Source organism: Rhodococcus sp. DN22 (assembly GCF_036669995.1).
Classification (GTDB): Bacteria; Actinomycetota; Actinomycetes; order Mycobacteriales; family Mycobacteriaceae; genus Rhodococcus_F; species Rhodococcus_F erythropolis.
Map to the genome: position 1 here is coordinate 980,430 of NZ_CP133326.1, position 13,759 is coordinate 994,188.

The window sequence follows — 13,759 nt, forward strand, 5'->3', positions numbered from 1 at the left end:
GAGTGGGACGGGATAGGGCACCGGTGCACCGAGAGGGGGAAAGGGGGGTGGGTCGGACAACCCTGACTCAGATGCCCTTGAACTGGGGCGCCCGCTTCTCACCGAAGGCTCGCGGGCCCTCCTTGGCGTCCGCGCTCATGAACACCTTCATGCCCAGCTGCGCGTCGATCTGGAAGGCCTCTTCCTCGTGCATACCCTCGGTGTCGCGGATGGTCTTGAGAATCGCCTGCACGGCGAGGGGACCGTTTGCACTGATCAGGTCCGCGAGCTCCAGCGCCTTGTCGAGGGCCTGACCGTCCGGGACGACGTGGCCGATAAGCCCGATCTCCTTGGCCTCCGGAGCCTTTATGTGACGACCGGTGAGCAGGATGTCGGCTGCGATCGTGTACGGAATCTGTCGAACGAGACGCACCGCGGAACCGCCGAGCGGGAAGAGCCCCCACTTGGCTTCGGAGACGCCGAACTTGGCGCTCTCACCCGCGACGCGGATGTCGGTGCCCTGCAGGATTTCGGTTCCGCCGGCGATGGCTGCACCCTCGACCGCAGCGATCAGCGGCTTGGTCAACCGGCGCCCCTTGAGTAGACCTTCGATCTTGGACATGTCGACGCCGCCGCCCGCGAAGGAATCTCCCGGAGGCTTGGCGGACATGTTCTTGAGGTCGGCGCCGGCGCAGAAGTCGCCGCCAGCTCCGGTGAGGATCGCGACGCGGATTTCGGGGTCGTTGTCGACCTGATCCCAGGCGTCGACCATGATCGCCATCATTTCGCCGGTGATGGCGTTCTTACGCTCGGGGCGATTCATGGTCACGATGAGAACGTGGCCACGCTTCTCCACGAGGCAATGCGGCGCGGTTTCCGAAATGTCTGATTTTTCGGTCGTCGAAGTGGACACTGATGGCTCCTGGCGGGTCTGTGAGCTGGCTCTCAAATTGGGTCTTGCCAGAAACGGTAACACGTTCTACTTTGAACTCGTGGCCCTTAACATCGCAGACTTCGTAGAGCACGCAATCGACCTCGTTCCGGACCGCGTTGCGCTGGTCTCGGACAACCGCGAGATGACTTATGCGCAGTTGGAGGACCGAGCAAACCGCCTCGGTCACTACCTGCGTGAACATGGCGTTCAGCCGGGTGACAAGGTCGGCATCTACTGCCGAAACGTCATCGAGGCGATCGAGGCCATGGTCGCCGTTTTCAAAATCCGGGCCGTGATGGTCAACATCAACTACCGGTACGTCGAGAACGAGTTGCAGTACATCTTCGACAACTCCGACATGGTTGCGCTCATTCACGAGCGCCGCTACTCGGACAAGGTCGCGAACGTCCTGCCGAACACTCCCAAGGTCAAGTCCGTCATCGTGGTCGAGGACGGCACCGATCTGGACTTCAGTGCTTTCGGCATCGGCTACGAGGACGCACTCGCGCAGAGTTCGGCTGAGCGTGATTTCGAAGAGCGCAGCAACGACGACATCTTCATGCTCTACACCGGCGGCACCACCGGAAGTCCCAAGGGCGTCATGTGGCGCCACGAGGACTGGTGGCGTGTTCTCGGCGGCGGCATCAACTTCGTCACCGGAGTTCCGGTCGAGGACGAGTACGAGATGGCGAAGGTCGGCGCAGCCAACCCGAGCATGATCCGCTACCCGATTCCCCCGATGATTCACGGTGGTTCGCAGTCTGCGGTGTTCCACAGCCTCTTCGGCGGCGGAACCTGTTTGATGCACCCGGAATTCGACGCCCACGAGGTGTGGCAGAACATCGACAAGCACAAGGTCAACCTGATCTTCATCACGGGTGACGCGATGGGCCGTCCGATGCTCGACGCACTGATCGCCGGCAATCCGAAGACGGGTGAGCCGTACGATCTTTCGACGCTCTACGTGATGGCCAGCAGTGCTGCACTCTTCTCGCCGAGCATCCAGGAGCAGTTCCTCGAACTGTTGCCCAACCGCCTGCTGACCGACTCCATCGGAGCATCCGAGACCGGCTTCGGCGGACTGGCCGTGCTGAGCAAGGGTCAGAAGCACACTGGCGGTCCGACGGTCAAGATCGACGCCTCCACAACGGTTCTCGACGACGACGGCAACGAGGTCGAACCCGGATCGGGCAAGCGCGGCATGCTCGCGCGCAAGGGCAACATCCCGCTCGGCTACTACAAGGACGAGGTCAAGACGGCCGAAACCTTCCGCACCATCAATGGCGTTCGCTACTCGATCCCCGGCGACTATGCGCAGGTCGAAGCCGACGGCACGGTCACGATGCTCGGCCGCGGTTCGGTGTCCATCAACAGCGGCGGCGAGAAGGTTTACCCGGAAGAGGTCGAGGGCGCGTTGAAGGCGCACCCGGACATCTTCGACGTGCTGGTGGTCGGTATCCCCGACGAGCGCTTCGGTCAGCGGGTTGCCGCAGTGGTTCAGGTACGTGAAGGCACGTCGCCGACGTTGCACGACATCGCCACCGCAGCGCGCAAAGAGATTGCCGGATACAAGGTTCCGCGCAGTGTGTGGTTCGTCGACCAGATCAAGCGCAATCCGGCCGGCAAGCCCGACTACCGCTGGGCGAAGGCCGAAACGGAATCGCGCGAGGCCGATGATCACAACGGAAACGGCGCTCCTGTGTCGTCCGCAAACGAAAGCGTGGAAGCCTGATGCGTTCGGATCTCGCCGATAAGTTCGGCATCGAATACCCGATTTTCGGATTCACTCCTTCCGAGCATGTCGCGGCCGCGATCAGCCGCGCGGGCGGTCTGGGCGTGCTCGGTTGCGTCCGGTTCAACGATCCGGAAGAGCTCGAAGCCGCACTGACGTGGATGGACGAGAACACAGACGGTAAGCCGTACGGCGTCGACATCGTCATGCCGGCAAAGGTGCCGACCGAGGGCGGCGCCGTCGATCTCGACAAGCTGATTCCGGAGGAGCACCGCGCCTTCGTCAACCGCACGCTCGACGAGCTCGGTGTGCCGCCGCTTTCCGACGACGTCGAGCATGCGACCGGCGTACTGGGATGGCTTCACTCGGTGGCCCGGTCTCACGTCGATGTTGCTCTGGGACACCGGATCGCGTTGATTGCGAATGCACTGGGATCACCGCCGAAGGACGTCATCGATCAAGCTCACGAGAAAGGCGTTCCGGTAGCAGCACTGGCCGGCGCCGTCGAGCACGCACGTCGTCACGTCGAGAACGGTGTCGACATCGTGATCGCGCAGGGCTACGAGGCCGGCGGTCACACCGGCGAAATTGCGTCGATGGTTCTCGTTCCGGAAATCGTTGATGCACTGGGCGATTCGGCGGCCGTACTGGCTGCCGGCGGTATCGGCAGCGGCCGTCAGGTGGCTGCTGCACTTGCACTCGGTGCGTCCGGAGTGTGGATGGGCTCGTACTGGCTCACCACATCCGAATACAAACTCGGCAGTGCGTCGGGCGAAGGCCCTTCCGCTATTCAGCGTGCACTGTTGGGCGCGACGTCGGCCGACACCGTACGTTCGCGCATCTACTCGGGTAAGCCCGCTCGGTTGCTCAAGACCAAGTGGACGGAAGCCTGGTCGAACCCGGGAGCACCGGCGCCCTTGCCGATGCCGCTGCAGAACCTACTGGTCAGCGACGCTCATCAGAGAATCGCTGCATCGGAGAACCCGGAAGTTGTGGCAATGCCCGTCGGTCAGATCGTGGGACGGATGAACGAGATCCGACCGGTCGCCGAGGTCATGGCAGAGCTGGTGTCGGGGTTCGAGGACGCGCGAACCCGACTGGATTCGATGAAGTAGTAGATGACACGTACGTATGCCCTCGGCCGAGTTTCGGCCGAGGGCATACGTCGTTTCAGCCGGCGAGGTCGTCCGGTCCGACGCTGTCCGACAACCATTCTCCGCGGCTGAGGGCGCCGTCGTCGCGGCGACGTGCGATCACGAAAATGACCAGGGCGGCAGCGAGGACAACTGCGAGAACGCGCGAAGGCGTCAGATTCGGGTTCTTCATACCCGTAATTTTGCCGGAAGAACGGGCGCGATGGTGAGACAGCGGAGCAAAATCACGCGTTTCGAAACTACTGCGCTTCGGAAGCATGAAGGCCGGCGATCCGCTCGCGCAGGCCACCGAAGTGCACATCGAGAGTGTGCGCCGCCTCGACGGCATCACCCGTACGGATCGCGTCGAGAATCGCACGATGCTTCGACGCGATGTCGATCAGTGGTGTATCCGAATGCCCGATAGCCTGCTGGATCTCGCTGTACACCTGCCAGAAGACGTCCATCAACTGAGCGAGGACCTGGTTGTCGAGCGGGGAGTACAGGCGGGAATGGAAGGTCGCGTCGATGTCGGAGAAGTTCTTCCCGGCGGCGGCACGGACCTCCATGCCGGTGACGAGTTCGTCGAGGTCGGCGTGGTCGGCCGACGTCATCTCGGCCATCGCCGCACCGATCAGTCCGGTCTCGAGTGCCTGACGAATGTCGACCAGTTCCATCGCCTCGTGCCCGGTGCCCTGCAACGACAACCGGCCACGGAAGGTCAGGCCGTCGGCGAGAGCGTCGAAGTTGCTCGGGGCGACGAACATTCCGAAACCGTGACGGATCTCGACGACGCCCAAGGCCTGCAGAACCTTGAGTGCCTCGCGGAGGGTGTTCCGGCCGATTCCCAATTCCTCGGACAGTTCGGCCTCGGTGGGCATCGGGTCGCCAGGGGAGAGTCTGCGTTCGAGGATCAAGTTCATGATGTCCGTCTGAAGTGCGCGCATGCGGTTTTGCGCGCTGAAACGAGCGCCCTGTGTGCCACTCCGGACAGACATCGATTCCCCTTTTCTGATACGAACGTCCTTCATCCTATGTCCGGTCATCCGCTCCATTGGTCAACCCACGTCAACGGTGCGTTGCAGGAGACTGGGCGCTGCGCCCAGCAGTTTGGCCGTGTACGCATCCGACGGGTTGTCGAATACTTCCTGGGCCGTTCCCTGCTCGACGATCCGCCCGGCGTTCATGACGACGATCGTGTCGGAGACATACCGCACCGTCTGGATGTCGTGCGAGATGAACACCATGCCGAGCCCCAACCGAGCCTTGATGTCGCTGAGCAGGTTCAGGATCTGCGCTCGCACCGAGACATCGAGAGCCGACGTCGGTTCGTCGGCCACGATGACGTCAGGCTCGAGCGCGAGCGCACGCGCGATCGCGACACGTTGACGCTGACCGCCGGAGATCTGGCTCGGGATGACTTCGAGCGCAGATTGGGGGAGTCCGACCAAACCGACCAGCTCGCGAACTCGGGCGGTTCGGCTCGCGCGGTTGCCGATGCCGTGGACGTCGAGCGGATCGGTGAGGATGTCGGCCACCGTCATTCGCGGATTGAGCGCGGTAGCCGGGTCCTGGAAGACGATCGAGATCGCCCGCCCGAACTCCTTGCGCACGCCCGCCGACCGGGTCAGAGCGCTTCGGCCGCGAAATACCACGTCGCCCGACGTCGGTTTCTGCAATCCGACCATGACTTTGGCCAGAGTGGACTTGCCGCAACCCGACTCGCCCACGATGCCGATCGTCGCCCCTCGTCGTACGGCGATACTGACATCGTTGACCGCGTGAACCGTGCCGGGTTTGAACAGTGATCCCGAACGGGTCTTGTGGACGACGTGAATGTTCTTCAGTTCCAGGATGGGTGCTTCAGCTGTAATCATCGCACGCTCTCCAATTCCGATTCTGCGTGTGCGGGAGTCGCGGACTGGTTCGCGAAGAAATGCTCGGTCTCGCCGATCCGAACCATCTCGGGCTTTCGGTTTGGATCGGAATCCGGACGCAGGGAACGTTCGGCAAAACGGTCACCGGCGGCGAAGCTGCCTGGCGACGGTACGGTTCCCTGGATCTGGTGGAGCCGCGGAGCCTCGTCCTCGATGGAGAGAACGGCGCCGAGGAGGCCCTGAGTGTATTCGTGACGCGGATCGACGAGTAGATCGCTGGTGGGCGCAGACTCGACGACCTGACCGGCGTACATCACCGTGATCTTGTGAGCGAGTGAAGCAACGAGTGCAAGATCGTGGCTCACGAAAACCATGGCAAAGCCGAGCTTTTCCCGAAGATCGTTGAGCAAGTCCACGACCTGGGCCTGGACGGTGACGTCGAGAGCGGTGGTGGGCTCGTCCGCGACGATCAACCGCGGACTGCGGGTGAGCGACATGGCGATCAGAACGCGCTGACGCTGACCACCGGAAAGCTCGTGTGGGTAGCTGGAGAGAGTGCGCACCGGATCGAGTCCGACGAGTTCGAGCAGTTCCTCGGCTGTGCGGGTACCGCCGCGCTTGGTGAGCTGCTTGAACTGCGCGCGGATCAGCATCGCCGGATTCAGAGAACTCAGCGCATCCTGGTAGATCATCGCCATGTCGTGCCCGCGCAGCTTGTTTCGCTCCCGGTTGTTCAGCTCGAGGACGTTGACTCCGTCGAACAGGATCTCGCCGGTCACCACCGCCGTCTTGGGCAGTAGACCCATGATCGCCAGCGAAGTGAGCGACTTTCCGCAACCGGACTCGCCGACCAGTGCCATCGTCTCGTTCGGGCGGACGGTGAAGCTCACGTTGTCGACGATCGCCGTGTCTCCGTAGCGTTCGGGGAACCGGATCGTGAGATTGCGGACCTCGAGGAGGGGCGCTGCATCGCCCTCGTACACAAGACGATCGGACCGAGACCGCTCGGTTTCCGCCAGGATTTTCAGGTGAGTTTCGAGAGGAGTCGGCTCGGCCGCCGGCTTCAGGACATCTTTCACGACGCTCGGGTCGGCGAAGTCGTCGATCAACTCCGGAGTGTTGGCGACCGATGCGGCTTCGTCCTCCAGAATGAGTTCGTTGGAGGTCTCCTCCGCTGCGGCGGTCTGCGCTGCTTGGAGTGCGGAGGGCGTCTTCTTGGTCTTCTTCAGACTCGGATCGGCCATCGCGTCCGTCAGGCCCTCGGCGAGCACGTTGAGGGAGAGCACCGTCAGAAGAATCAGCAGACCGGGGAACACCGTTGCCCACCAACCACCGAGAAGGACCATGTTCTTGCCGTCGGCGATCACCGATCCCCACGACGGATCCGGGGGACGGACACCTGCTCCGATGAACGACAGGCTGGCCTCCAGCACGATGGCGTCCGCGACCATGACAGTGCAGAAGACGAGAACCGGCGCAGCACAGTTGGCTACGACGTGCTTGACGACGATGTGTGAAGTTCTTGCGCCGATGACCTTTTCGGCCGCGACGTAGTCCTCACCGTACTGAGCGAGAACGTTCGCGCGAACGACGCGGGCCACCATCGGTGTGTAGAGGAACGCGATAGTGACGATCAGAACCGGAATCGAACCACCGAAGGCTGCGACGAGTACGGCAGCGAGCGCGATGCCCGGGAACGCCATGACCACGTCGAGCACTCGCATGATGGTTTCGTCGACGCCTTTTCGGCTCGTTGCGGCGACCGACCCGATGAGAGCACCGGCGCACAATGCGAGGAAGGTGGACCCGAGACCGATGGTCAACGACCAACGTCCGCCGTAGAGCAAGCGGCTGAACAGATCTCGGCCGAGACTGTCCTGACCGAACCAGTGATCGGCGCTGGGGCCCGCGGTACCCACCGCCTGTTCGAGCGGGGTGTACTGCGTGATCAGCGGCGCGAAGAGGCAGGCGAGCACGATGATCGCGAGAACCGCCATCGACAGCCAGGCCGAGAGGGGGAAGCGAGAAAAGGTGATGCCGGGTCGCGAAAGCTTCTCGGTGAGTTTTCTTCTCATCATGCTGCGCTCCGAAGTCGTGGATTGACGAGCAGGTAGAGGATGTCGACAGCGAGGTTGACGACGACGAAGCCGACCGCGATGACGATGACAACACCCTGAACTACTGCGGGGTCACCGTTGGTGACGCCGTTGATCATGAGCTGACCCATTCCGGGAAGGCCGAAGATCTGCTCGATGACCACAGCGCCGCCGAGGAGGTAACCGACCCGTAGACCCAGGACGGTGAGCGGGTTGATCAGTGCGTTACGCAAGACATTTCGCCCGATCACCACGTGATACGGCAGGCCGCTGCCGATCGCGGTACGGACGTAGTCCTTGTCCAACTCCTCGACCATCGACGTGCGGATGATTCGCGTGAGTTGTGCTGCGACGGGCAGTGACAGGGACAGCGCCGGGAGCGCCATGTACCAGAGCCAGTCGGTGACGGAGTCGCTCGGATTGACGTAGCCACCGGTGGGGAACCATCCGAGTTGGACGGCCAGATACTGAATCATCAGCAGTGCCAACCAGAATGACGGTGCTGCCACACCACCGAGGGAGATCACTCGGATGACCTGATCCGGCCAACGATCGCGGAACAGTGCGCTGGTGACACCGAAGATCAGCGAGAGCACGATGGCGATCACCAGTCCGAGAACCGTGAGCTGAATGGTCAGTGGTAGAGCGGTGGAGATCGAATCCAACACCGGGGTACCGGAAATCAGACTGTCACCCATATTGCCGCTGACCAGATCGGTCACGAAGTGAACGTATTGCAGCGGAAGCGGATCGAGCAGTCCGTTCTCTTCCTTGAACTGCTGCAACTGTTCCGCAGTCGGGTTGCCGCCGTTGAACGCCGCCGTTGCGGGATCGGTGGGCGCGAACTGCATCACGATGAAGACGAACGCGATGATGCCGAGGATCAGGGGGATCAGTATCAGTAATCGCCTGATCAGCATGGGGAGGACTCTTGCCATCGGGGAATCTCTCAGTTGTGGGAAACGGCCGAGCGGGCGGGTATCAGGCCGGCTTCGCCTGAAGCAGGTTGACGCCGGGGTACGGCAGCGGAGTGACGTCGGCGATCTTCTTCGGATCCCACGCAGTCAGGAGTTCCTGATGGAGAACCGGATAGTAGACAGCGTTTTCGGCGATCTGGTTCAGGTACGACTGCACAAGGGTGCTGCGCTTTGCCGGGTCTGTCTCGCGGGTGGCCTCGTCCATGGTGGCGTAGATCTTCTGTGCCTCGGGGGTGTCGTCCCACTTGGCGTAGGTCTTCGTCCACAGGCCGCCCTTGCTGTACGTGTAGCGCACGAGGAGGTCGACGTCGCTGCCGAACGCCTGTGGGTTGGACGTACCCGCAGCGATCTGGAACTTCTGGCCGCTGTTGAGCTTGCTCACCATGGCGCTGGTGTCCTGCGGTTCGAGCGTCGTGTTGAATCCGACTGCGTCCCAAGACTCTTTGATGGTCGGCAAGCAGTCGGCCAACCAGCTGACGTTGGTGGAGAGCAGCGTCAGGTCGAGGCCACTTACACCGGCGGCAGTGAGGAGCGAGCGGGCCTTGTCCGGATCGTACGAGTAGACAGTGGACGCTCGCGCGTAGTCGGGGTTGCGCTCGTACAGGTAGCTCGTGGCCGGTGTTGCCTTGCCGCCGAGGGCGATCTCGATCATCTTCGGGGTGTTGATCGCATAGAACATCGCCTGGCGAACACGAACGTCGTCGAACGGTGCCTGAGTGGTGTCGAAGAGCAGGTACATGAGGTTCATGCCCGGGTTGCCCTCGACGGTGCGCCCACCGGAGGTGAGGGTGGGGACGTTGGCGACGGGGATGTTGTCGGCGAGTTGTGCACCGGCATTGTTGCCCGAGACGCGCGCGATGCGTGAGGAGGTGTCGACGATGGAGAGCCAGTTCATGGTCGCGAAGTTGGCCGGGCGCGGCCCGTTGTACGCCTCGAAGGCCTCGAAAGCTGTGTTGCTCTTGGGGGTGTGGCTCTTGAGCTTGTACGGACCGGAACCGACGACCAGCGCTCCGGACTTGGCCTCGTCCCAGTGGCCGTCGAAGACGTGCTTGGGCATGATCTTGGCGATCGAGAGACGCTGTGCGGCAGCGCTGAACGGGTAGTTGAAGTTCAGGGTCACCGTTTGGTCGTCGACCTTGGTGACGGACTGCAACCAGGAGGAGAAGAAGGAGCGGATCAGTACGTTCTGCTGTGGATCGAGGATGCGATCGAAGGTGAAGACGACGTCGTCCGAGGTGACCGGAGTGCCGTCGTGCCAGGTTGCTCCCTCGCGGATTTTCATGGTCCAGCTCGAGGCGGTGGCGTCGGTCGGGACGGCCTGTGCGAGCGCCGCATACGTCTCACCGGTGCCTGGATCGTTTTCGAGCAGTCCCTCGTAGACGTGGTTGACCGCTGCCATGAGGAAACCGGATGCAGTCTGCATCGGGTCGAAGCTCTGGTCGTTGCCGTATCCGATGGCGGTGGTCAGATCGCCGGTGCTCGCGGAACCGCCGACAACCGAGGTCGACGACGGGCCGCCGCCGCAGGCCGCGAGAGTCGCGGTGATACCTGCTGCAGCTCCCAGTAGCCCGGTGTACCGGAACAGGTCTCGGCGTGTGAACGCGGAGCTCAGCGGTCGTTCGTTCTTCAAGGCGGCCTCCAAGGCGGGGAGCGGGACATCAAGGGAGTGGATAGGGGATGTCCTATGTTCGACGTCCGATGTTGCGTAACTTACATTGTGGATCAGAAAGCGTCTAGAGAATCTTCGGAACTGGCGGTGTTGAACTTCGACGTTTCGTCGGTTTCGAACCAAAAATAGTGCTCTCACCTGCATAGATGAAGACTGTGTTACCGACGTCGAATTGACGACCGATGACGCTGGCCGTATAACATAGGATATCCCTCATCCAATCTTTGGAGACTTCATGACCCGATACAAAGTCGGTGTGGTCGGTTGCGGATTCTTCGGTAGTTCCCTCGCTCGCGAGCTGGCTGCCCATCCACGTTTCGAACTGGCGATGCTGTGCGACCGTGACTTCGAGCGGGCCAAGGACGTCGCCGCAGAGTTCTCGGCAACCCCGACAGACGATCACGACGCGGTGGCCGCTCACCCGGAGTTGGCCCTCGTTGTCGTCGCGACGCCCAATCACGCGCACGCCGAACCTGCCATCGCGGCACTCGAACACGGCAAGGCAGTTTTTGTCGAGAAGCCACTTGCCGTCGAACTGGTCGATGCGCAGAACATGATCGCGAGCGCCGACGCGAGCGGTTCGCCGTTGATGGTCGGGCACATCATGCGGATGATGCCGGGTGTACGACGTCTGGCGGACCTGCTGGCGTCGGGGGAGCTCGGCGAGGTCGCTGCGATCGAAACGTCTCGCTCACGCTGGATCGACACCGACGGCGCAGATCCACAGTGGTGGAAGCTCGACAAGAGCCGAACGGGTGGAGAACTGACTCACGAGATTCACGAACTGGACCTGATGTGCTGGCTCGGCGGCGAGGTGACTGCCGTGTCGAGCATCGCCACTGCGGACGACGGCTTCCGCAACACAGTGGTGTCGTTCGCCGGCGGCGCGATCGGCAGGCACACCATCTCGACGCGTTCACACACTTCTTCGTGGGAGCTGACGGTCGATGCCGCCGAAGGCTCGGTCCACGCGGACTTCCACACCGGCCGGGTCAGCCGACTGCGCGGGGGACGGGTCGAAGAGTCGTGGCCGATCTTCGACGTCGACGCCGAGAACCAATCGTTGATCGACTCTGCGAGCAGGACGCAGAAGTACAACTCGGGGAACGGAGGATCCCCGCTGTGGATGCAGGCTGCGATTCGCCACGAAATCGACGAGATGGCAGCAGTTCTCGACGGCAAGGCTGACTCCGGCTCACCGTTGACATACGCACGTGAACGCGCACTCGTCGTCGCCGAGCAGGTGCGACTCGGTGGCGGAGAACCGGCGGCGCTGTCGGGAAGTGCGAAGTGACCGTGCGTGTAGCCGTCATCGGCAGCGGCGCAATCGCGCGGGACCACGTCAGCGCTTTGGCGCGCATCCCGTCGGTCGAAGTCGTCTACGTATTCGGCAGTGACTTGGACCGTGCCGCATCGGTTGCGGCATTGACGCCGGGTGCGAAGGCCAGTACCGATCTGGCAAAGATTCTCGCAGACCCGAGCGTGCACGCGGTCAACGTCGTGGGGGCCACTCCGGACCACGCGCCCGTGACGATAGCCGCAGGCCGCGCGGGAAAGCATGTGCACGTGGAGAAGCCGGCCGCGCTGACAGTCGCGGACTTCGACGCGATGGTCGAGGCCACCGAAGGTGGCGGCGCCTCACTGATGGTCGGACAGACCGTACGATTCCAGCCGTCGATCTCCTCGATCGGAAACTCGGTTGCACAAGGCGCCATCGGCGACCCCCGGTTGATCCACCTCAGTTGGTACACCGGCCACGTCTGGCCAGGGGGCTGGCGAGGCTGGCAACACGACAAGGACCGCTCGGGTGGTCACCCCGTTCACAACGGAACCCACGCTCTCGATCTGGTGACGTGGCTGATCGGTCGTCGTCCGATCCGTGTGTTCGCTCGTAGTTTCCCCACCTTCGCGGCGGGGATGCCCGTGCACGACAGCTTCCATCTGACCGTTCGCTTCGAGGACGGATCGCTGGCGCTCATCGAATTGGCTTACGCACTGCCGCAATCGGGAAAGATGGTGCGCCGGATCGTGGTGTCGGGGACATCCGGCACGCTCGCGCACGACACCGGCGACGACCCAGGCCTGATGACGGATACGACAAACGCGCCGCCGTCGTCGATCGAAGATGCGATGGCGCATCAGATGCGCCACTGGATCGCCACTCTCGACGGTTCCGCGACCCCGATAGTCGAGAACTGGCAGGTACGTGCAGCTCTCGCGACTGCCATCGCTGCACAACAGTCACTCGACACCGGCCGCGCGATTTCGATCGGAGAACACCGATGACCGGCACCGGTTCGATCCGCGTCGGATTTGTCAGCGGCGTAAGGCATGCCGGCTCCTATGCGGACCTGTTGCGCTCCGATCCTCGAGTGAGCTTGATCGGGGCCTCCGACGAATCCTCGGTCCCCGATTGGATTCGTGAGGACGGAATCGCGATGGCAAAGGCCGCAGACATCGAGTGGATCGACGAACTCGGCGAGCTGCTCGACCCCGAACGGATAGACCTGGCGATCATCTGCAGTGAGCCGACCAGGCATGCACGGCTTGCGATTGCCGCACTGAACGCGGGACTCGACGTCCTGGTGGACAAGCCGGTGGGTATCGACGAGTCGGAGGCCGCGGCGGTCGAGGAAGCGGCACGGTCGAACGGGCGAATCTGTACGGTGGTGAACCGCACTCATTCACCTGCGCTCCGGCGACTGCGCCGCTGGATCGATGCCGGAAACCTCGGACTGCCGCGCCACGTGGACATCGAGTTCCTTGCAAGCGGAACACATTTCGCGACGTCCGTCGAGCGTCCCGAACTGGTGGTGGATCCCGCGCTTTCCGGCGGGGGAGAAGTAGTGAACTTCGCCGGTTACGCCGCCGACTACCTCAGATACCTCACCGGCCTGGACGTCGCCGAGGTGTACGCCGAGACGAGCACACTCTACGGCGGGGCCCACCAGCAGTTCGGAGTCGAAGACACGGCGTTGATCTCGCTCGCCCTGGAAAACGGCGTCACCGCGACGGTGACCGTCGGAAGAATCCCCGCAGCACCGGGTTTCGGCGCGAATACCGCGACGCTTCGGGTCCTCGGCTCCCACGGATACGCGAGTTCCGACGACGACAAACCCGCGGTGACCCACTTCGCATCCTCGGGAGACGTGACCGCACTACCCATCGGCGGCTTCGGTTCGGACAACGCGGTGTCGAGCTTTCTCTCTCACGTGCTCGATCGACTTCCCACACGGACCGAACCCGACTACACCGTGGCAGACGCCCGCGCGTCGATGCGCGTGATCGATGCTGCCTATCTGTCCGCCTCGAGCGGTCAGCCGGTCTCCGTCTCTCCCTGACAGCCGCACCCACAACTCAAT

General features: G+C 62.7%; 12 protein-coding genes. 5 read left to right on the plus strand and 7 right to left on the minus strand.

The annotated features are described in order from the left end of the window. Positions 1-67: 67 nt before the first annotated feature. Positions 68-892, minus strand: a complete 825-nt coding sequence (locus RA302_RS04520; protein WP_070796348.1) for a crotonase/enoyl-CoA hydratase family protein — start codon at positions 890-892, stop codon at positions 68-70. A gap of 79 nt (positions 893-971) precedes the next feature. On the opposite strand from RA302_RS04520, the gene RA302_RS04525 reads away from it, so the two are divergent. Beyond that, complete coding sequence (locus RA302_RS04525) at positions 972-2,645, plus strand: acyl-CoA synthetase (protein WP_020906300.1); 1,674 nt, start codon at positions 972-974, stop codon at positions 2,643-2,645. Next, complete coding sequence (locus RA302_RS04530; protein WP_003945863.1) at positions 2,645-3,760, plus strand: nitronate monooxygenase; 1,116 nt, start codon at positions 2,645-2,647, stop codon at positions 3,758-3,760. Before RA302_RS04525 ends, RA302_RS04530 begins: the two co-directional genes overlap by 1 nt. Positions 3,761-3,815: 55 nt before the next feature. On the opposite strand, the gene RA302_RS04535 is transcribed toward RA302_RS04530, so the two are convergent. From RA302_RS04535 to RA302_RS04560, 6 genes are all read right to left on the minus strand, one after another. After that, entirely contained in the window at positions 3,816-3,971 is a 156-nt protein-coding gene (locus RA302_RS04535; RefSeq protein WP_019746984.1) for a hypothetical protein, read from the minus strand. A gap of 67 nt (positions 3,972-4,038) precedes the next feature. Continuing rightward, a complete protein-coding gene (locus tag RA302_RS04540; protein ID WP_024487763.1) occupies positions 4,039-4,776 on the minus strand; it encodes an FCD domain-containing protein in 738 nt (245 codons plus the stop codon). 60 nt (positions 4,777-4,836) lie between these two features. Further along, positions 4,837-5,655 (minus strand): ATP-binding cassette domain-containing protein, encoded by an 819-nt coding sequence (locus RA302_RS04545; protein WP_166501861.1) that lies wholly within the window; start codon positions 5,653-5,655, stop codon positions 4,837-4,839. Next, complete coding sequence (locus tag RA302_RS04550; RefSeq protein WP_046377966.1) at positions 5,652-7,730, minus strand: dipeptide/oligopeptide/nickel ABC transporter permease/ATP-binding protein; 2,079 nt, start codon at positions 7,728-7,730, stop codon at positions 5,652-5,654. The genes RA302_RS04545 and RA302_RS04550 overlap by 4 nt, the downstream gene beginning before the upstream one ends. Continuing rightward, positions 7,730-8,689: an ABC transporter permease gene (locus tag RA302_RS04555; protein WP_020906304.1), complete on the minus strand. Its 960-nt coding sequence runs from the start codon at positions 8,687-8,689 to the stop codon at positions 7,730-7,732. Before RA302_RS04555 ends, RA302_RS04550 begins: the two co-directional genes overlap by 1 nt. A 43-nt stretch (positions 8,690-8,732) precedes the next feature. Then, on the minus strand, positions 8,733-10,358 hold the full coding sequence (locus RA302_RS04560) for an ABC transporter substrate-binding protein (RefSeq protein WP_133727671.1): 1,626 nt from the start codon (positions 10,356-10,358) through the stop codon (positions 8,733-8,735). Positions 10,359-10,632: 274 nt separating this feature from the next. On the opposite strand from RA302_RS04560, the gene RA302_RS04565 reads away from it, so the two are divergent. The 3 genes from RA302_RS04565 to RA302_RS04575 are packed head-to-tail and all read left to right on the plus strand — an operon-like array spanning position 10,633 to position 13,738. Beyond that, positions 10,633-11,691: a Gfo/Idh/MocA family oxidoreductase gene (locus tag RA302_RS04565; protein ID WP_019746988.1), complete on the plus strand. Its 1,059-nt coding sequence runs from the start codon at positions 10,633-10,635 to the stop codon at positions 11,689-11,691. Next, positions 11,688-12,683 carry a Gfo/Idh/MocA family oxidoreductase gene (locus RA302_RS04570; RefSeq protein ID WP_060938396.1) on the plus strand — a complete coding sequence of 332 codons (996 nt, stop codon included), beginning with the start codon at positions 11,688-11,690 and terminating at the stop codon, positions 12,681-12,683. Before RA302_RS04565 ends, RA302_RS04570 begins: the two co-directional genes overlap by 4 nt. Beyond that, positions 12,680-13,738, plus strand: coding sequence for a Gfo/Idh/MocA family oxidoreductase (locus tag RA302_RS04575; RefSeq protein WP_029254518.1), 1,059 nt, complete (start codon positions 12,680-12,682; stop codon positions 13,736-13,738). The genes RA302_RS04570 and RA302_RS04575 overlap by 4 nt, the downstream gene beginning before the upstream one ends. The last annotated feature ends 21 nt before the right edge of the window (positions 13,739-13,759 follow it).

What these genes read in the sequence shown, in the direction of transcription:
- RA302_RS04565 (WP_019746988.1), top strand. Translation starts at nt 10,633, where the DNA reads ATGACCCGATACAAAGTCGGTGTGGTCGGTTGCGGATTCTTCGGTAGT.
- RA302_RS04530 (WP_003945863.1), top strand. Translation starts at nt 2,645, where the DNA reads ATGCGTTCGGATCTCGCCGATAAGTTCGGCATCGAATACCCGATTTTC.
- RA302_RS04545 (WP_166501861.1), bottom strand. Translation starts at nt 5,655, where the DNA reads ATGATTACAGCTGAAGCACCCATCCTGGAACTGAAGAACATTCACGTC.
- RA302_RS04575 (WP_029254518.1), top strand. Translation starts at nt 12,680, where the DNA reads ATGACCGGCACCGGTTCGATCCGCGTCGGATTTGTCAGCGGCGTAAGG.
- RA302_RS04555 (WP_020906304.1), bottom strand. Translation starts at nt 8,689, where the DNA reads ATGGCAAGAGTCCTCCCCATGCTGATCAGGCGATTACTGATACTGATC.
- RA302_RS04535 (WP_019746984.1), bottom strand. Translation starts at nt 3,971, where the DNA reads ATGAAGAACCCGAATCTGACGCCTTCGCGCGTTCTCGCAGTTGTCCTC.
- RA302_RS04550 (WP_046377966.1), bottom strand. Translation starts at nt 7,730, where the DNA reads ATGAGAAGAAAACTCACCGAGAAGCTTTCGCGACCCGGCATCACCTTT.
- RA302_RS04540 (WP_024487763.1), bottom strand. Translation starts at nt 4,776, where the DNA reads ATGTCTGTCCGGAGTGGCACACAGGGCGCTCGTTTCAGCGCGCAAAAC.